Raw genomic sequence first — 18774 nt, forward strand, 5'->3', positions numbered from 1 at the left:
GGGTACATGTGTCGGAATGCAGCAGCGTGAAGTGACGTAGATCTTCAGGCCGCACCTTCGACGGAGGCTTGTCGCCCAGGATTTCGCGGAAGAGCTTCCTGCTGCACACCGGCGTCAGGTCTTCCCGAAACAGCAAATCTGACTGCAGCCCGTGAAAGTGGCCGTCGCCATAGCGGATTTCGAGATCAAACTCGGAAGTCGTGAATTCATGCGTCGCGTAGGATGTCGAGACCCGCATGACAATATCGGGGTGCTGCCGCTGGAACAGTGGCAGGCGTGGAAAAAGCCAGCGTGCCGCAAAAGTCGGCAGCACCGATATCTTCAACACATGCTCCTGCGATTGCCCGGTCGCCTCCATGCTGGCGGCGACGATCCGCTCCAGCGCCTCGCGAACGCGCGAGACATAAGTCTCGCCCTCCGGCGTCAATGACACAGCATTGCCGCCGCGCTGGAAAATCTTGAAACGCAGTTGATCCTCAAGGCTTTTGACGCGCTGGCTGACCGCCGAAGCGGTGATAAACTGTTCTTCGCCGGCGCGCGTGAAATTCCCGTGCCTCGCAGCACTCTCCACGATTTTCAGCGAATTGAGGTTGACCTGACTGAGCAGACGCACGGTTTCGACCTTAAGCTGGGCTTACACTAGCACCAGCATTCCTAATTTTACAGGGGTGGGTGATCTAATCGACTGTTTCCCAAGTGTTGCCCCCGCCCCGGAGAAGTACAATGAACGCCCATACCATCCCCGAACTGCGTTATGCGATGAGCCGCGAAGCCATCATCGGTCACGAAACCGCCTGGAAGGTGTCGAGTTTCGGCGTCGCGCAATATCTGCACGGCTATGACCCGGCCCTGCTTGCAGCAATTGAGGAAGCTGCTCTGAAGCTCAAGGCCAGCCATGCCGTGCACAAGCACCTTGACTTGACCTTCATCACCGGCGCCGACCGTTTCATCCCCGAGATCAAGGAGTTGCTGCATGACAAGCTGCGCCTGGAGCGGCTGTCCGACATGATGGGCACCAAGCTGGAGCCCTATCCGCTGTCGATCGTCGGCTCGACGGTGACCTTCATGAATCCCAAGGACGGCGCCGTCGAATGGCATTGCGATGGCGTTCCGGTCACCGAGCTCATTCCGCTGTCGATCAGCAATCCGCTGGTCGGCGGGCACCTCGAAATCTACTGCGACGACTCCGAAACCGGCCGCGCCATCCTCGAATCCGGCCGCGAGATTCCGCGCAACCGTGTCATGCGCATTGATCACAAGATGAACTACGCCACGCTTGGGCAGTTTCTCGGTGTCCTGCACCGCACCGCGCCGATCCGGTTCGGCGAGCGCGTCACGCTGGTGCTCAACCAACGCTCCGTGGCCAAGCCCTATGTCGACGACAACCGCATGTTCTATCTCGCCGCCGACAACGACCATGACCGCGAATGGGTCAACGAGCTGGCCGAAGACGTCTGGACCAACCAGTTGCCGGCCTATCGCCGGTTCGAGCAAGAGCATCCCGTTCCGGCGTCGTCCGAGGCGCCGATTCCGGGCGGAGCCAGGGAATCATGGTAATGAGCCTTGATCCCGAAAAGTGGGAACCGACTTTCGGACAGGATCATGGTCGAACGCAGAGATAGAGCGCCACACCGGTTCCTTCGGCATGGATCCGGCTCGGCATCCGCGCTGGTCTTTGCTGCCGGCGCGGTGGCGTTGTGGTCGACCAATGCGCTGGTCGGCAAATCCCTGCTGGCCAGCCATCCGGTGTCGCAGGTGCAGTTCCTGCAATTTACAGGAGCTGCGCTCGTCTTCGCCGCCATCCGGTTGATGAGCCGGGAAAGGCCCGCGCCGGTCTCGGCCGGGCCCGCGCTCGTCTCGCTCGCGGTCGGCTTCATCGGTCTGGTCGGCACCATGGTGCTGCAATACATCGCTTTCGCTTCGATGCCGGTGATCGAGGCCAATCTGGTGGCCTACACCTGGCCGTTGATGGTCGCTGCGGCGGTCATCGCTCTGCAGAATCCACGGCGCCCGGCACTGCTGGGCCTCGCCGCGGTGGTGGGCTTCGTCGGCGTTGCACTGGTGATTTCGGGAGGGCGTAACCAATCCTGGCTCCAGGGCGATCTCGTCGGCTATGTCGCCGCATTCGGGTCCGCACTGTGCATGGCCTTCTATTCGGTCATGGTGGGACGGGTCGCCACCTCGCCGGATCGCCTGTTGCTGCCATCGTCGCTGATCGGTGTCGCCTTGACGTTCTTGTGGTGCGCTCGCGACGGTTTCGCCTGGCCCGTCGGCATGGACCTGGCTCTCGGCCTCTATCTCGGCGCCGGTCCGATGGGCTTGGGCTACTACTTCTGGTCACGCGCCTTGAAGCTCGAAGGCAGCGGCAAGGTCGCGGTCGTCGCTTATCTCACGCCGATCGCTTCGACGCTGCTGCTGACGCTGTCGGGCGAAAGGCTGACGATGACGGCCATTGTCGGAGCCGTCCTCGTCATCGGCAGTTGCGTCGCGGTCGGCGTGGAACGTTCGGAGGCCGAGAACCATGTTTGACGAAAACGAACGTCTGGCCAGGCAGGAAGCGCATTGGCTGATCAAGGAATTTGGCGCCGAGGCACCGCTTTATGCCGCCATGAAGGCCRAAAAGGCTATAGAGCAAAAGGACTTCAGCCGTTGCGCCCGTTGGAAGCGTATTCTAGAGATATTGGCCGACGGTCATGCTGCTAAGTCTGCTAGTCCCAAGTATTAGATTTTCTAATTTGCGCGACGTCGATTTCCCATGAAAAGTATTTTTGCGAGTCTTGGTTCCTTGTTGAGACTTGGCGGTCCGTTGGGGGGCGCGGTTAAAAAGATACAAAGACACAAGTCTTCACTGGGGTGGATGACTTTGTCGGAAATAGGGTGATAGAATTGTCAAATATCGATGATAAGACCGTTATCGAACTGACGGCCGATATTGTCTCAGCGTACATAGGCAACAATCCGCTTCCGGCTTCCGGTCTACCTGAGTTGATTGCCAGCGTCAGCGCTTCGGTGCGCAAGCTGGCTGGTGCACCTGTCGCGGAAAGCCCAAGCCTGGTTCCGGCCGTGAACCCGAAGAAGTCGGTGTTTCCCGACTACATCATCTGTCTTGAGGACGGAAAGAAGTTCAAGTCGCTCAAGCGACATCTCAGGACCGATTATGGCCTGAGCCCGGACGACTACCGGGCCAAATGGAGCTTGCCGCCGGACTATCCGATGGTTGCGCCAAACTATTCGGCGACACGGTCGGCGCTGGCAAAGTCGACAGGACTTGGCCGCAAGCCGGCAGCAGCGCCGGCCGTCGCAGCCAAGGCGACGAAGCGCAAGGCGACGTCCTGAGCGCTTCCTGGCTAGGTAGGCAGGCTGATCGGCTGCCTTGACGACGCCTTTGCGGGCGTCGTTTTCAGGCCTTGTGCGGCCAACTGGCCCGCAAGGTCTTGCGAAGCGTTGATGTCCGGTGCAAAAGCGCGGCCATGCTGATCATCAACGACCTTTCGCTCCGCATGGCCGGACGCCTGCTTCTCGACCACGCCTCGCTGACCTTGCCGGCCGGCACCAAGGCCGGTCTTGTCGGTCGCAACGGCACCGGCAAGACGACGCTGTTCAAGGCCATCACCGGCGATCTCGCCTCCGAGACGGGCTCGATCAGCCTGCCCAAAAACACGCGCATCGGCCAGGTGGCGCAGGAAGCGCCCGGCACCGAGGACCCGCTGATCGAGATCGTGCTCAAGGCCGATCTCGAGCGGACGGCACTCCTTGAAGAGGAAAAGACCACCACAGATCCGCACCGCATCGCCGACATCCACATGCGGCTGGCCGACATCGACGCGCACTCAGCCGAGTCTCGCGCGGCCACCATTCTTGCCGGTCTCGGCTTCGATGATGCTGCGCAGCGCCGCCCGGCCTCGTCCTTCTCCGGCGGCTGGCGCATGCGCGTGGCGCTCGCGGCCGTACTGTTTGCCGAGCCCGACCTTTTGCTGCTCGACGAGCCGACCAACTATCTCGACCTCGAAGGCACGCTGTGGCTGGAAAACTATGTGTCGAAGTATCCGCACACCGTTCTTCTGATCTCGCATGATCGCGACCTGCTCAACCGCGCCGTCAATTCTATCGTTCATCTCGACCAGAAGAAGCTGACCTTCTGGCGTGGCGGCTACGATCAGTTCGAGCGTCAGTATACCGAGCAGAAGGAACTGCAGGAGAAGGGCCGGGTCAAGCAGGAAGCCGCCCGCAAGCATATGGAATCCTTCGTCGAACGCTTCCGTGCCAAGGCTTCCAAGGCGAGACAGGCGCAGTCGCGCATCAAGGCGCTGGAGAAGATGAAGCCAATCGCTGCGATCGTGAACGATACGGTGCGGCCGTTCTCCTTTCCCGAGCCGGTGAAGACGGTGGCCTCGCCGATCGTGGCGCTGAACAACGTCAATGTCGGCTACACCGAGGGGCAGCCGATCCTCAAGAAGATGACGCTGCGCATCGACGCCGACGACCGCATCGCGCTGCTCGGCGCCAACGGCAACGGCAAGTCGACCTTCGCCAAATTGCTGTCCGGCCGGCTGAAGCAGGAGACCGGCACCATGACGGTGGCGCCCGGCCTGAAGGTAGCGATCTTCGCCCAGCATCAGCTTGACGATCTCCGGCCTGAGGAGAACGCTTATGAGCATGTCCGCCGGCTGATGCCGGAGGCGCCGGAATCCAAGGTGCGCGGGCGTGTCGCCCAGTTCGGGCTCACCACCGAGAAGATGAACACCGCCGCCAAGGACCTGTCCGGCGGCGAGAAGGCGCGGCTTCTGATGGGCCTGTCGGCCTTCGAGGGGCCGAACCTGTTCATCCTCGACGARCCGACSAACCATCTCGACATCGACAGCCGCGAATCGCTGATCCATGCGCTGAACGAATTTCCGGGGGCCGTGATCCTGATCTCGCACGACCGCCATCTGCTCGAGGCGACCGCCGACCGGCTGTGGCTGGTCAAGGACGGCGCGGTCAACCCGTATGACGGCGACCTCGAAGACTACAAGACGCTGGTCACCGGTGTGTCCGGCGACCGCCGCGGCAAGCGCGAGGCGGACAAGGCGTCAAAGGCCGACCGCCGCCGCGATGCGGCAGCGCGTCGCGCCGCTTTCGAGCCGCTGGCCAAGGAAATCCGCGCCACCGAAGCGCTGATGGACCGCATCCGCAAGCGCATCGACGGCATCGAGGACGAACTGTCCAATCCGGCCGTCTACGAGAAGGATCCCTCGACCGCGACCCGGCTGGCCAAGGAGCGCTCGCAGCTGGCCCAAACGCTGGCCGGCCACGAGGAGAAATGGCTGACCATGTCGGCCGAATATGAGGAAGGCACGGCGGAGTAGGGGGAGAAGTTAAGGGCCTCATCTGGCCCTACACGCCGCATTCGATAGCCGCTAGACAACCCCCATGAACCAGCACGCCAAGCTCCACATCGGCCATTCGGCCTGTCCGCATGATTGCCCATCGACCTGCGCGCTCGAGGTCGAACTGCTTGACGGCAACCGCATCGGCCGCGTCCATGGCGCCAAGGCCAACAGCTATACATCGGGCGTCATCTGCGCCAAGGTCGCGCGCTATGCCGACCGCGTCCATCATCCCGACCGTCTGCTGAAGCCGCTGGTGCGGGCCGGTGCCAAGGGTGACGGTGCCTGGAAGGACGCCAGCTGGGAGGCCGCGCTCGACCTCGTCACCGAAAAGTTCATCGCGGCCGAGAAGACATACGGCTCGGAGACGGTCTGGCCCTATTACTATGCCGGCACGATGGGGCTGGTGCAGCGCGACGGCATCGACCGGCTGCGCCACGCCAAGAAGTATTCCGGCTTTTTCGGTTCGATCTGCACCAATCTGGCCTGGACCGGCTGGATGATGGGGGCCGGAGCCTTGCGGGGGCCCGATCCGCGCGAGATGGCGAAATCCGATTGCGTAGTGATCTGGGGCACCAATGCCGTGGTCACGCAGGTCAACGTCATGACCCACGCCATCAAGGCGCGCAAGGAGCGCGGCGCCAGGATCGTCGTCATYGACGTCTATGAGAACGCGACGATGAGGCAGGCTGACCTCGGCCTGGTGCTGAAGCCCGGCACCGACGGCGCGCTGGCCTGCGCGGTCATGCACGTGCTGTTCAGGGAAGGCATGGCCGACCGCGCCTATCTCGAAAAATACACCGATGACCCAAAGGGGCTGGAAGAGCATCTGCGGACGCGCACGCCGGAATGGGCGGCCAGCATCACCGGTCTGACGGTCGCCGAGATCGAGGATTTCGCCCGCCTCGTCGGCACGACCAAGAAAACCTATTTCCGTCTCGGTTACGGGTTTTCGCGCCAGCGCAACGGCTCGGTCAACATGCACGCCGCCGCCTCCATCGCCGCCGTCACGGGCTGCTGGCAATATGAGGGCGGTGGCGCCTTCCATTCCAATTCCGGCATCTTCAAGCTCAACCAGGAGGTGCTGGAAGGCACGAAGATGCGCGATCCCTCGGTCCGCCATCTCGACCATTCGCGCATCGGCCCGGTGTTGACCGGGGCGAAGGACGCGCTCTATGGCGGCCCGCCGGTGACGGCCATGCTGATCCAGAACACCAACCCTGTTAATGTCGCGCCCGAGCAGCGGCTGGTGAAGCAGGGTTTTCTGCGCGACGACCTGTTCACCTGCGTGCACGAGCAGTTCATGACCGACACGGCCAAGCTCGCCGATGTCGTGTTGCCGGCGACAATGTTCCTCGAGCATGACGACGTCTACAAGGGCGGCGGCAACCAGCACATCACGCTCGGCCCCAAGCTGATCGACCCGCCCGGAGGGCCACGCACCAACCATTTCGTCATCGAGGAACTGGCTGAGCGCCTCGGCGTCGCCGATCGTCCAGGCTTCGGCCTGACAGAACAGCAGCATATCGACATCATCCTGGGCAAGCGCGGGCTGGGCAGCTTCGATAGCTTGAAGGAAGACAAGTGGGTCGACCTGCAGCCGGATTTCGACACCGCGCATTTCATCAAGGGATTCGGCCATGCGGATGGAAAATTCCGCTTCCGCGCCGACTGGACCGGGCAGGCGGCGCCGAACCGGCCGCCGAAGAGCATGGGTCTGTTCGGCCCGGTGGAGCGGCTGCCGGAATTCCCCGACCATGTCGACCTGATCGAGGTCGCCGATGAGGCGCATCCGTTCCGGCTGACGACATCGCCGGCGCGCAATTTCCTCAACTCGACATTTTCGGAAACACCGGTGTCGAAGGCCAAGGAAGTGCGGCCGGAACTGCTTCTGCATCCGGACGATGCGGCGGCCCATGGGCTTGCCGATGGCGACCGCGTCGAGGTCGGCAACCAGCGCGGAGAGGTGGTGCTGCACGCAAGATTGTTCGACGGCATCAAGCGTGGCGTCGTCATTGCCGAGGGCATCTGGCCAAACAGCGCGCATGAGCGCGGCGAAGGCATCAACGTGCTGACCGGCGCCGATGCGCCGGCACCCTATGGCGGCGCTGCCTTCCACGACAACAAGGTGTGGCTACGCGCGGCAGACTGAGGCTGGACGAAGCACACGGTGGTCCGGAACCAAAATCATACCGGCAGGAATTCGGCCGCCTTCTTTCGGTCTCGCTGCAGCCGGATGTCGTCGGCGATCTGCCCTGCCTCGATCGAGATTTCGCGCAGCAATCCGGTGACCGGATTGTGAAAGCCGATGAGATAGAGGCCGAGTTCCGAAGCCCTCCCATTGGCGCCGCTGCGGCCCGGCTGGATGCCAGGCTGCAGCAACCTGGCGTAGCCCGGCCGGAAGCCGGTGGCGAAGATGATCGCATCGAACTCGCGACGCTTGCCGTCGGCAAAATGGGCGCCTTGCTCGGTGATCTCGGCAATGTCGGGTGCGACCTTGATTGCGCCTTCGCGGATCTTGGCGACCGTGCCGACATCGATCACCGGAATGCGCGACGCCACGGCGATCTGCTGCAACATCCCCTGGCTCGGTCGCTTGAGCCCGTATTTCTCCAGCGTGCCCAGTGCCAGATCGAGGATGACGGGGAACAAGGCATCATTGATGCGTTGCGGCATCAGGCGAGCCGCCATGCCGACTATCTGGATGGGCACGCCAAGCAACTCGCGCGGCACGATATGAACGCCGCCGCGCACCGAAATCGTCGGCCGCGCACCGCCTTCCACCAGATCGAGCGCGATCTCGGCGCCGGTGTTGCCCATACCGACGATCAGCACCGACTGGCCGGCAAAAGGCGTGGCGTTGCGGTAGTCGGCGCTGTGCAGCCTTTGACCCCTGAAGGCCTCGGCACCGGCAAATCCGGGCATCAGCGGCTCGGCGTTGTAGCCCGACGCGATCACCACGTGGGAGGCATGCAGGGCGCCGGATGTCGCCTCGACATGCCAGCCTCTGCCTTGCCGGGTGATCATCCGCACTGTCTGTCCAAAGCGGGGCCGCAGGTCGAAGCGTTGCGCGTAGGCATCGAGATAGTCGGCGAAGAGATCGCGCGGCACATAGCGCGGGTAATCCCTGGGAAAGGGCACGAAAGGCAGCGAGGAATAGCGCTTGGTCGTGTGCAGGTGGACGCGCTCATAGTGACGTCGCCACGCGGGTGCTGCCTGCGCCTCTTTTTCGAGAAGAACGAAGTCCACCCCGGCCTGCCGCAGGCATGCGGCAACGGCCAGACCCGCTGGCCCGGCACCGATAATTGCAACTGGGGTGGTGTCGTCCAAGCGCGCCTCCGCCAACAAATTCGCGTCCGGAGAATGTCAAAAGCATGGCAGCCGGGTCTGCCCGCCGGCAAAATCTCAACCGGGCAAGGGCACCGTCAGCCCGACCTTGACGCGGTCCATGGCGACGAAGGTGCGGAACTTCCGCACATTGTTGCTGTCGAAGAACAGTTTTCGCGTCAGCGCCTCATAGGCGCCCATGTCGGCGACGGTGATGAGCAGGATGAAATCGGCCTCGCCGGTGACGTAGTAGCATTGCTGGACTTCCGGCGCGGCCGAGAATTGCCGCTTGGCCGCATCGATGAGTTCGGTGCGTTCGCTCTCGAGCTCCACCTCGACGAAGATGGTGATGGGTTGGCCGACCGCCGCCGGCTCGACCAGGGCAACATTGGCGGCAATGACGCCGGTCTGTTCCATGCGCTTGATGCGGCGCTGCACTGCCGGCGCCGAAAGATTGACAGCCTCGCCAATCACCCGCTGGGGCGTCGTATTGTCCCGCTGCAGGATGGTAAGGATGGCGAGATCGAAACTATCAAGTGAGGATGGCAATACGGGCAATCGAGACATCCCTGACGAAACAAACTTGCATATCGAGGGTCGTATTACAGCGCTCTTTGCGCCAATCCTGCAATATGTTCTCGCTGAACTGCCAAGGAGGCCGCCAGTGTTCCTACCCGATCGCCCAGTGTTCCTGCCCAACCGCAATGCCTTGCACCGCCAGACGCTTGACCCGGCCGATGCCGAAACGCTCGGGGTCGCCGGGGCCGACACGGTCGAGCGTTTCCTTGCCCATCGGGACAATCACCGGATGACGCCGCTGCATGCGCTGCCGGCGCTGGCGACTGAACTCGGCCTCGGTGCCTTGCATATCAAGGATGAAGGCTTTCGCCTCGGCCTCGGCAGCTTCAAGGCGCTGGGCGGCGCCTATGCTGTCTTCCGCCTGGTGCTGGAAGAGGCAGGTCGGTCGCTTGGTCGACCCGTCGATGTGGCCGATCTTAGTCAGCCGGATGTTCGGGCGGTTGCCGCGACGATGACGGTTGCCTGCGCCACCGACGGCAATCACGGCCGGTCGGTCGCGCAAGGGGCGCAACTCGTCGGTGCGCGGGCAGTGATTTTCGTCCACGCCGGCGTCAGCCAGCAGCGTATCGCCGCCATCGCTCGCTATGGCGCAGAGATGATCCGCGTCGACGGCAATTATGACGACTCGGTCAGGCAAGCCGCCCAACTTTCGGCCGAGAAGGGCTGGACCGTGGTCTCCGACACCTCGTGGCCAGGTTATGAGCGCATTCCCGGCCTCGTCATGCAGGGCTATACGGCGATCGTGCGCGAAGCATTGCGCCAGCTCCGGGAGCCACCGACCCATGTGTTCGTCCAGGCCGGTGTCGGCGGCATTGCCGCCGCGGTCGCCGGCTATCTTGCCATCGTGCTCGGCAATGCCAGGCCGACCTTCATCGTGGTCGAGCCCGCGCGCGCCGCGTGCGTTGTCGCGGCCGCCCAGGCGGGGTGCGTGGTGAAGGTTGCGCATGGCCAGCCGACGGTGATGGCGATGCTGGAATGCTACGAGGCCTCTCCGGTCGCCTGGCGGGTGTTGGCGCGTGCCGCCGACGCCTTCATGACGGTGGATGAGGACGAGGCCATAGCGGTGATGCGGCGGCTGGCGCAGCCACGTGCCGGCGATCYGGTGATCGTCGCCGGCGAAAGCGGCGGCGTCGGCCTTGCAGGGCTGATCCGGGCGGTGGCCGACAACCAGGCCGACCTTGGACTCGACGGCAAATCCCGGGTGCTGGTGATCAACACCGAAGGCGCCACCGACCCGCATCGCTATGCCGAACTGGTTGGCATGAGCCCGGCCGATGTGCTGGCCGGCAAGATGCTTGCGGGAGCAGATTTGTGATCGCCGTCGACACGCAGCGCCTGCTTGGCCGTATCCGTGAACTCGGCGCCGTCGGTCGTGACAGCGAGGGCAGGCTGATCCGATTGGCCGCCTCCGACACCGACAGGCTGGGCCGCGACCTCTTCGTTGGCTGGCTGCGGCAGGCCGGGCTCGATGTCGCCATCGACCGGGTCGGCAACATTTTCGGCATCTGGCAGAGCCCGGACAATGCCGGGCAGGCTCCGCTGCTCGTCGGCTCACATATCGACACGGTCATCGATGCCGGCATCTATGACGGCTGCTACGGCGTGCTTGCCGGGCTGGAGGTGATCGAGACCCTCAAGGCATCGGGCTTTTCGCCGTCGCGCCCGGTCGCGGTTGCCGCCTTCACCAACGAGGAGGGCGTGCGCTATACCCCCGACATGATGGGCTCGCTGGTCCATGCCGGCGGCATCGGCTTCGAGACGGTGCTGGCGGCTGTCGGCACCGACGGCAGCGTGCTCGGGCAGGAGCTTGCCCGCATCGGCTATGCCGGTGACAAGGAGCCCGGCTTCCTCAAGCCGCACGCCTATCTGGAACTGCATATCGAGCAGGGGCCGGTGCTGGAGCGCGAAGGCGTGCCGATCGGCGCGGTGGAGAATCTGCAAGGCATCTCCTGGCAACGCATCACCATCGACGGCGTCGCCAACCATGCCGGCACCACGCCGATGTCGATGCGCAGCGACGCCGGCTACGCCGCCGCGCGGGTCATCACCTTCCTGCACGATAGGGCCAAAGCCTCGAACACGCCGACGGTCGCCACCGTCGGCACGATTCGCTTCGAGCCGAATGCCATCAACGTCATTCCCTCCCAGGCCGTCTTCACCGTCGATCTGCGTGATCCCGATGAGCAGCGCCTGCAGGCGGAGGAGGCCGCACTTGCTGCCTGTCTCGAACAGCTTGCCGACACCGAAGGCGTGACGATCTCGGTCGAGCGGCTGGCCCGCTTCGAGCCGGTGATCTTCGACATCCGCATTGTCGAACTGATCGAGGCTGCCGCGAAAAACCGCGGCCTCGGCGTCAAACGCATGACATCAGGCGCCGGCCACGATGCACAGATGATGGCGCGTATCGCGCCGGCAGCGATGATCTTCGTGCCGAGCGCCGGCGGCATCAGCCACAATCCGCGCGAGCACACCGAGGATGCCGAGCTTGTTGCCGGCGCCAACATCCTGCTTGATGTGGTCACGGAACTGGCAAGGTAGGTCGGGAGAGGCAAGAAGAAATGTCCGAATTCGATCATGACGCGCTGAAGCAGGAGATGATTGTCTGGCGGCGCGATTTGCACGCGCATCCGGAGTTCGGCTTCGAGGAAACGCGCACCGCGGCCTTTGTCGCCACCAAGCTGCGCGAATTCGGCCTCGATGGTGTCACTGAGGGCGTCGGCGGCACCGGCGTCGTCGGCACGCTGAAACGCGGCAGCGGCAACCGGGCGATTGCGCTAAGGGCCGACATGGATGCCTTGCGCATCACCGAGCAATCCGCCGCGCCCTACCGTTCCGCCAATCCCGGCATCATGCATGCCTGCGGCCATGACGGCCACACCACCATGCTGCTCGGTGCTGCAAAACGCCTGGCCGCCGAGGGCGGTTTCGACGGCACCGTGCGCTTCGTCTTCCAGCCGGCCGAGGAATGGGGCAAGGGCGCATTGGCCATGCTCGACGATGGCCTGATGCAGCGCTTTCCCTTCGACGAAATCTTTGGCCTGCACAATATGCCCGGCCTGCCCATCGGACATTTCGAGACCCGCGCCGGCCCGATCATGTCGGCAGAGGACAATTTCGAGATCGTGCTGAAAGGGCTCGGCGGCCATGCCGCGCGGCCGCATTCGGGGAACGAAACGCTGGTCGCCGCCTGCGCGCTGGTCACCAATCTGCAGACCATCGTCTCGCGCCGGCTGAGCCCGGCCGACATATCGGTGGTTTCGGTGACCGAGCTGATCACCGACGGCACCCGCAACGCACTGCCCGGTCTTGCCCGCRTTCTCGGCGATGCGCGCAGCTTCCGCCCCGAGGTCAGCGCCGAAATCGAGCGGCAGATGCGCGTCATCGCCGAGGGCACCGCAGCCGCCTACAATGTTACCGCCGAGGTCAACTACACCCGCGAATTCGTGCCGCTAGGCAATGATGCCGAACTGGTCGATGCGGCGTTTGCTGCCGCGAGAAGCGTTTTCGAGCCCGGCAACATCGCCGTCGCCCGCGAGCCGATGACCGGCTCGGAGGACTTCGCCCGCTTCCTCGACCATGTGCCGGGCTGTTTCGTCTTCCTCGGCAATGGCGAGACGTCGGCGCCGCTGCACAATTCGGGCTACGACTTCAACGATGACGGGCTGCTGTTCGGCACCAATTTCCATGTCGCCATGGCCAGGCAAAGGCTGGGCGGCGAAGCCGGGAGTTGATTGCGTTTTGATTGCCAGGGCGCGCCCGCCGCTGGCCCAAACACCATCGCTATCGCCAGCCAGCTCCCGCGTTTACTGAAATTCCCCGCTGACGGAGATCGGACGCTGATGACCAGGATTTCGCTGCTGGGAATTCCCCACGACGACAACTCGTCTTTCTTCAAGGGCCCGGCACGGGCCCCTGCCCATATCCGTCCCGAATTGTTCTCCGATGCCTACAGCATGTGGAGCGAAACCGGTTTTGATCTGACCGACAGGCTTGTCGATCATGGCGACATCGGCTTCGACGCCGCCACCGATCCATGGGACCTGATCGAAGGTGAGGTCGGGCGCGTGCTGGAACTGGGCGATCCGCTGATCTGCCTCGGCGGCGACCACGCCATTTCCGGGCCGATACTGCGCGCGGTGCGCCGCCGACATCCCAGCCTGACCATTCTGCACATCGACGCGCATCCCGATATGTACGATGCCTATCAGGGCAATCCGCGCTCCCACACCTCGCCCTTTGCCCGCATCATGGAAGAGCGGCTTGCCGACCGTCTCATCCAGGTCGGCCTCCGGACCGTCAACGACCATCATCGCGACCAGTTCAAGCGGTTCGGCGTCGAGGTGATCGAGGCGGCGCGGTTCGGCGACGATCTGCGGCTCGATCTCAAGACGCCGGTCTACATCTCGATGGACCTCGACGGGCTCGACCCGGCCTTTGCGCCAGGCGTCTCGCACCGCGAACCCGGCGGTCTGACCACCCGTCAGGTCATCGGCCTGATTCAATCGGTCAACCAGCCGATCGTGGCGGCTGATATCGTTGAACTAAACCCGCCTCGCGACATCGCCAACCTGACCGCCACCGTGGCGGCAAAACTGCTCAAGGAAATTGCCGGGATGATGGTCAAAACACGCGCGTGATGCGGCGACGTGCAGGTCGGTGCGGGGTACGTGTTTGACGAAGACAATCACCCGGTGACGCAGGGGCAAGACTCAGCTAGCCTGTCACTTGCGGCGGACCTGATTTATCCGCTTGGCCGGCGCTTCATTCTTCCTCCCAAGCGGCGCCGGCCTTCTTCCCCAAAAGTCTTTTTTGCTGATGCCAGATGAGATCGACCCGCAGCGTTAGGCTGATCCTTCATACGCCAATTCATCCTCGCATCGGCGTTGCGAACAAAGCAGAAACGATGCTTGATGGGCGATGAACCTCGCCACCTCTGATTCGACCTTTCGGGACCAGACCGTCCAGCCTGCCTATCTCACACGGCTGAACGACGCCCAACGTCTGGCGGTCGAGCATGGCAACGGCCAGATTGCCGGACCGCTGCTGGTCATTGCCGGCGCCGGTTCTGGCAAGACCAACACGCTGGCGCATCGCGTCGCCCATCTGATCGTCAAGGGGGCCGACCCGCGCCGCATCCTGCTGATGACCTTTTCGCGCCGCGCCGCGTCCGAAATGGCCAGGCGCGTCGAGCGCATCGCCGGCGAGGTGCTCGGCCGCGACGCCGCGGTGATCACCGACGCGCTGACCTGGGCCGGCACCTTTCACGGCATCGGCGCCCGGCTGCTGCGCGACTATGCGCTGGAGATTGGCCTCGATCCGGCCTTCACCATCCACGATCGCGAGGATTCCGCCGACCTGATGAATCTGATCCGGCATGAGCTGGGGTTCTCGAAGACGGAAGCGCGCTTTCCGACCAAGGGCACCTGTCTTGCCATCTATTCGCGTGCCGTCAACGCGCAGGCGCCGCTGGGCGAAGTGCTAGGGGCCGCCTTTCCCTGGTGCGCCGGTTGGGCGGAGCAGCTGAAGCAATTGTTCGCCGGATATGTCGAGGCCAAGCAGGCGCAGAACGTGCTCGATTACGACGACCTGCTGCTCTACTGGGCGCAGATGGCGGCCGAGCCCGAAATAGCCGCGCATCTGGGTGGGCGGTTCGACTATGTGCTGGTCGACGAATACCAGGATACCAACCGGCTGCAGGCCTCGATCCTGATGGCGCTTAAACCCGACGGCGCCGGGCTGACGGTGGTCGGCGACGATGCGCAGTCGATCTATTCGTTCCGTGCCGCCGAGGTGCGCAACATCCTCGATTTTCCCAAGCAGTTCGCGCAGGCCGCCGACGTGGTGATGCTGGAGCGCAATTATCGCTCGACCGAGACCATCCTGGCCGCCGCCAATGCGGTGATCGGCGAGGCCTCGGAGCGCTTTACCAAGAACCTTTGGTCGGATCGCAAATCCACCGACAAGCCAAGGCTGGTGAGCGTGCGCGATGAGGTCGAGCAGGCCAATTTCGTCTGCGATACCATTCTGGCCGAGCGAGAAGCTGGCACGGCGCTGAAATCGCAGGCGGTGCTGTTTCGCGCCTCGCATCACAGCGGCCCGCTAGAGATCGAGCTGACCCGGCGCAACATTCCCTTCGTCAAGTTCGGCGGCCTGAAGTTCCTCGATGCTGCTCACGTCAAGGATGTGCTTGCGGTGCTGCGCTTTGCCGAAAACCCGCGCGACCGCGTCGCCGGCTTCCGCGTGCTGCAGCTGATGCCGGGCATAGGCCCTTCGGTCGCCGCGCAAATCGTCGAGACGATGACGACGGCGCTGGACGAGGCGATGGGGTTGGCCGGCTGGCGACCGCCGCAGCGCGCGGCCGATGACTGGCCGGGCTTCGTCGCGCTCTATTCCGGCCTGCGGGCCGGCGCCAAATGGCCGGCCGATCTCGAACAGGTCAGGCTCTGGTACGAGCCGCATCTGGAGCGCATCCACGAGGATGCGATCACGCGCCGGGCCGACCTGTTGCAGCTCGAGCAGATCGGATCTGGCTATGCCTCACGCGAACGCTTCCTCACCGAGCTGACGCTCGACCCGCCGGACGCCACCAGTGACCAGGCCGGACCGCCGCACCGTGACGAGGATTATCTGATCCTGTCGACCATCCATTCGGCCAAGGGCCAGGAATGGAAGAATGTCTTCGTGCTCAACACCGTCGATGGCTGCATTCCCGCCGATCTCGGCGTCGGCACCAAGGAGGACATCGAGGAGGAGCGCCGGCTGCTCTACGTGGCGATGACCAGGGCCAAGGACAATCTCAGCCTGGTCATGCCGCAGCGCTTCTTTCCTCACGGCCAGGCGGCGCGCGGCGACCGCCATCTCTATGCCTCGCGCACCCGTTTCATCCCGGCCTCGATCCTTGCAGCCTTCCAGCAGGTCTCGTGGCCGAGCGCGCAAGCGGCACAGGGAAGGGCGCCCCGGCCGGAGGTGCGCGTCGACATTGGCGCGCGCATGCGCGCCATGTGGAAATAGCCGCGAGATAGCGCCATGCCCCAACCACCGGTCAGGATCGCCATCGCGGGTGCACTGGGTCGCATGGGCCGCCAGATGGCGGACGCCGTCCAGGCCGATGCGCGGCTGGCGCTCGCCGGTCGCTTCCACCGGCCGGGCATTGTCGGCGAAGGGCTGGTGAGCCGCGACGAGGCACTTGCCGTGGCCGATGTGGTGATCGATTTCACCACGCCGTCTGCCTCGGCTGATCTGGCAAGGTTTTGCGCCGATCGTGGCGGGCCGGCGCTGGTCGTTGGATCGACAGGCTTCGATGCTGCTGAGCTGGCCGCCATCGCCGATGCTGCGAAAACCATCGCCATCGTCCGCTCCGGCAGCTTTTCGCTCGGGCTGAACATGCTGGTCGGACTGGTCGAGCAGGCGGCGCGAGCGCTCGCTCCCGAGGACTGGGATGTCGAGATTGTCGAGGCGCATCATCGCCACAAGATCGATGCGCCGTCCGGGACGGCGCTGATGCTGGGACAAGCCGCCGGGCGCGGCATCGAACTGGACACGGTCGCAAGGCACGTCCGCGATGGGGTCACAGGCGTGCGGCCGCCCGGTGAGATCGGCTTTGCGGTGATGCGCGGCGGCAGCATCGTCGGCGAGCACAGCGTCAGCTTCTGCGCCGAGGGCGAGACCTTGACCTTGTCGCATTCGGCCGGCGACCGCACCATGTTCGCCCGTGGCGCCATCGCCGCCGCGCTCTGGGTGGCCGGGCGCCCGCCCGGTGAATATGACATGCGGGACGTGCTGGGGGTTGGCGGCTGAGCGAGGGGACCCATCACGACGGGATCGGGTGACAGCGAACAATGACGATGACCTGTCGCTGATCCTCGCCTTCGGCAAGTTGCTCGTCCAACTATGATCGGCCAGCATCCGCTTACCGATCCGTAAGGTTTGCGGTGATTTTCGGTACGGCCTTGAAAGGTGAATGAAAGCTTGGTGCCATAAGTGTTGGGCGCGCGCCCCGTATTTGTCGCGGAAAGCGATGGGAGAGAGAGGGCGCGGGAAACGAACAAAGGGAAGAGGCCATGTCGCTCGCGCGAATACTGCTTGATTCAGCCGCCACAACCGCACTCGTCGCCGTCATGGCCTTGTCCGCGCCGTCAGCGCGCGCCGACGAAAAAGTCTCCATCATGGTCGGCGGCTATGAGAAACAGATCTATCTGCCCGCCAAGCTGACCGAAGCGCTCGGTTACTTCAAGGACGAGGGTCTTGACGTCGAGTTGCTGAATGAACCGGCCGGCGTCGATGCCGAAAACGAGATGCTCGCCGGTGCCGTGCAAGGGGTTGTCGGCTTCTACGATCACTGCATTGACCTGCAGGCAAAGGGCAAATTCGTTGAATCCATCGTCCAATTCAGCCAAGCGCCGGGCGAGGTGGAACTTGTTTCGACGAAACACCCCGAGATCAAATCGCCTGCCGACTTCAAGGGCATGAGCCTGGGCGTGACCGGTCTAGGCTCATCGACGAATTTTCTTACGGAATACCTCGCCGTCAAGAACGGTTTGAAGCTGGGCGACTTCACCTCGGTTCCGGTCGGCGCCGGCACCACCTTCATCGCCGCCATGCAGCAGGACAAGATCCAGGCAGGTATGACGACAGAGCCGACGATCACGCGACTGCTGAAGACCGGCGAAGCGTCTGTTCTCATCGACATGCGCACAATGGAAGGCACCAAGGCTGCTCTCGGCGGCACCTACCCGGCCGCCTCCCTCTATATGCAGACCGATTGGGTCGAAGCGCATAAGGACGTCGTGCAGAAGCTGGCCAATGCCTTCGTCAAGACRCAGAAATTCATCAACACCCATACGGGCGCTGAAATCGCCGACAAGATGCCGAAGGACTATTATGTCGGCGACAAGGAGGGCTACGTGAAGGCCCTCGATGCAGGCAAGGCAATGTTCACCCCCGACGGGATCATGCCCGAAGGCGGCCCGGAGACGGTGCTGACGGTTCTTTCAGCCTTCAAGAAGGAACTGCAGGGCAAGCAGATCGACCTCTCCAAGACCTACACCTCGGAATTCGTCAAGAACGCCAAGTAGCAGACAGTGCCGGCGCGATGAACGACATCGCGCCGGTACCCATCAGTTTTGACGTCCGGCGGCCTTGGGCCGACGGGCGGGCGTTTGCTCGTACCCAGGAGTTCCACCATGGCCATTGAAAAAAATGCACCGGCGATCGAGCTGATCAACGTCAGCCGGCGTTTCCTTTCACCCACCGGCAAATCGCTGACAGCACTACGCGATTTCACCATGACCGTTGAACGCGGCGAATTTGTCGCCGTTGTCGGCCCGACCGGTTGCGGAAAATCCACCACCCTCAACCTTGTCACGGGGTTGGCAAGCCCAAGTGCCGGCGAGGTTCGCGTCATGGGCGCCCCGGTCACGGGAATAGACCCGCGCATCGGTTTTGTTTTCCAAAGTGACGCCTTGTTTCCTTGGCGAACGGTGATCGAAAACGTGATGGC

Annotated in this window: 17 protein-coding genes; 14 read left to right on the forward strand and 3 right to left on the reverse strand. The window is 63.5% G+C overall.

Annotation, left to right across the window (positions count from 1 at the left end):
- A partial coding sequence (locus tag ACXJ7R_RS08215) for a LysR family transcriptional regulator (protein ID WP_457151392.1) occupies nt 1–613 on the reverse strand: 613 nt, incomplete at its 3' end.
- Between the two features lie 110 nt (nt 614–723).
- Here ACXJ7R_RS08215 and ACXJ7R_RS08220 point away from each other — a divergent pair.
- The 6 genes from ACXJ7R_RS08220 to ACXJ7R_RS08245 all read left to right on the forward strand — a co-directional run bounded on the left by ACXJ7R_RS08220 (nt 724) and on the right by ACXJ7R_RS08245 (nt 7521).
- Nucleotides 724–1557 (forward strand): hypothetical protein, encoded by an 834-nt coding sequence (locus tag ACXJ7R_RS08220; protein WP_457151393.1) that lies wholly within the window; start codon nt 724–726, stop codon nt 1555–1557.
- Nucleotides 1558–1602: 45 nt separating this feature from the next.
- On the forward strand, nt 1603–2529 hold the full coding sequence (locus tag ACXJ7R_RS08225) for a DMT family transporter (protein ID WP_457151394.1): 927 nt from the start codon (nt 1603–1605) through the stop codon (nt 2527–2529).
- Entirely contained in the window at nt 2522–2725 is a 204-nt protein-coding gene (locus ACXJ7R_RS08230) for a hypothetical protein (RefSeq protein ID WP_457151395.1), read from the forward strand. The genes ACXJ7R_RS08225 and ACXJ7R_RS08230 overlap by 8 nt, the downstream gene beginning before the upstream one ends.
- A gap of 161 nt (nt 2726–2886) precedes the next feature.
- Nucleotides 2887–3336, forward strand: coding sequence for a MucR family transcriptional regulator (locus ACXJ7R_RS08235; RefSeq protein WP_095086277.1), 450 nt, complete (start codon nt 2887–2889; stop codon nt 3334–3336).
- Nucleotides 3337–3470: 134 nt separating this feature from the next.
- Complete coding sequence (locus ACXJ7R_RS08240) at nt 3471–5348, forward strand: ABC-F family ATP-binding cassette domain-containing protein (RefSeq protein ID WP_457151396.1); 1878 nt, start codon at nt 3471–3473, stop codon at nt 5346–5348.
- A gap of 64 nt (nt 5349–5412) precedes the next feature.
- Nucleotides 5413–7521 (forward strand): molybdopterin-containing oxidoreductase family protein, encoded by a 2109-nt coding sequence (locus tag ACXJ7R_RS08245; RefSeq protein ID WP_457151397.1) that lies wholly within the window; start codon nt 5413–5415, stop codon nt 7519–7521.
- Between the two features lie 35 nt (nt 7522–7556).
- Here ACXJ7R_RS08245 and ACXJ7R_RS08250 read toward each other — a convergent pair whose 3' ends face one another.
- Together ACXJ7R_RS08250 and ACXJ7R_RS08255 are read right to left on the reverse strand one after the other, a co-directional pair.
- The gene (locus ACXJ7R_RS08250; protein WP_457151398.1) at nt 7557–8699 is read right to left on the reverse strand and encodes a flavin-containing monooxygenase; all 1143 of its coding nucleotides are present in this window, start codon (nt 8697–8699) and stop codon (nt 7557–7559) included.
- Between the two features lie 75 nt (nt 8700–8774).
- Nucleotides 8775–9254 carry an Lrp/AsnC family transcriptional regulator gene (locus ACXJ7R_RS08255; RefSeq protein WP_457151399.1) on the reverse strand — a complete coding sequence of 160 codons (480 nt, stop codon included), beginning with the start codon at nt 9252–9254 and terminating at the stop codon, nt 8775–8777.
- 127 nt (nt 9255–9381) lie between these two features.
- On the opposite strand from ACXJ7R_RS08255, the gene ACXJ7R_RS08260 reads away from it, so the two are divergent.
- The 8 genes from ACXJ7R_RS08260 to ACXJ7R_RS08295 form a co-directional block, all read left to right on the forward strand.
- The gene (locus ACXJ7R_RS08260; protein ID WP_457151406.1) at nt 9382–10590 is read left to right on the forward strand and encodes a diaminopropionate ammonia-lyase; all 1209 of its coding nucleotides are present in this window, start codon (nt 9382–9384) and stop codon (nt 10588–10590) included.
- Entirely contained in the window at nt 10587–11813 is a 1227-nt protein-coding gene (locus tag ACXJ7R_RS08265; RefSeq protein WP_457151400.1) for an allantoate amidohydrolase, read from the forward strand. The genes ACXJ7R_RS08260 and ACXJ7R_RS08265 overlap by 4 nt, the downstream gene beginning before the upstream one ends.
- Nucleotides 11814–11833: 20 nt before the next feature.
- Nucleotides 11834–13006 (forward strand): M20 aminoacylase family protein, encoded by a 1173-nt coding sequence (locus tag ACXJ7R_RS08270; protein WP_457151401.1) that lies wholly within the window; start codon nt 11834–11836, stop codon nt 13004–13006.
- Nucleotides 13007–13114: 108 nt separating this feature from the next.
- Nucleotides 13115–13912, forward strand: a complete 798-nt coding sequence (locus ACXJ7R_RS08275) for an agmatinase family protein (RefSeq protein ID WP_457151402.1) — start codon at nt 13115–13117, stop codon at nt 13910–13912.
- A 280-nt stretch (nt 13913–14192) separates the two neighbouring features.
- Nucleotides 14193–16286, forward strand: coding sequence for an ATP-dependent helicase (locus ACXJ7R_RS08280; RefSeq protein ID WP_457151403.1), 2094 nt, complete (start codon nt 14193–14195; stop codon nt 16284–16286).
- Between the two features lie 15 nt (nt 16287–16301).
- Entirely contained in the window at nt 16302–17072 is a 771-nt protein-coding gene (gene dapB / locus ACXJ7R_RS08285; RefSeq protein ID WP_457151404.1) for a 4-hydroxy-tetrahydrodipicolinate reductase, read from the forward strand.
- A 320-nt stretch (nt 17073–17392) separates the two neighbouring features.
- Nucleotides 17393–18349, forward strand: coding sequence for an ABC transporter substrate-binding protein (locus tag ACXJ7R_RS08290; RefSeq protein WP_457151407.1), 957 nt, complete (start codon nt 17393–17395; stop codon nt 18347–18349).
- A 108-nt stretch (nt 18350–18457) separates the two neighbouring features.
- Nucleotides 18458–18774 (forward strand): ATP-binding cassette domain-containing protein (locus ACXJ7R_RS08295; protein ID WP_457151405.1); only part of this gene is annotated, 317 nt, incomplete at its 3' end.

The sequence above is a fragment of the Mesorhizobium sp. P5_C1 genome (assembly GCF_054049815.1).

Excerpts from the sequence above, each read along its gene's own strand:
- ACXJ7R_RS08225 (WP_457151394.1), top strand. The coding sequence starts at position 1,603 with ATGGTCGAACGCAGAGATAGAGCGCCACACCGGTTCCTTCGGCATGGA.
- ACXJ7R_RS08280 (WP_457151403.1), top strand. The coding sequence starts at position 14,193 with ATGAACCTCGCCACCTCTGATTCGACCTTTCGGGACCAGACCGTCCAG.
- ACXJ7R_RS08275 (WP_457151402.1), top strand. The coding sequence starts at position 13,115 with ATGACCAGGATTTCGCTGCTGGGAATTCCCCACGACGACAACTCGTCT.
- ACXJ7R_RS08220 (WP_457151393.1), top strand. The coding sequence starts at position 724 with ATGAACGCCCATACCATCCCCGAACTGCGTTATGCGATGAGCCGCGAA.
- dapB (WP_457151404.1), top strand. The coding sequence starts at position 16,302 with ATGCCCCAACCACCGGTCAGGATCGCCATCGCGGGTGCACTGGGTCGC.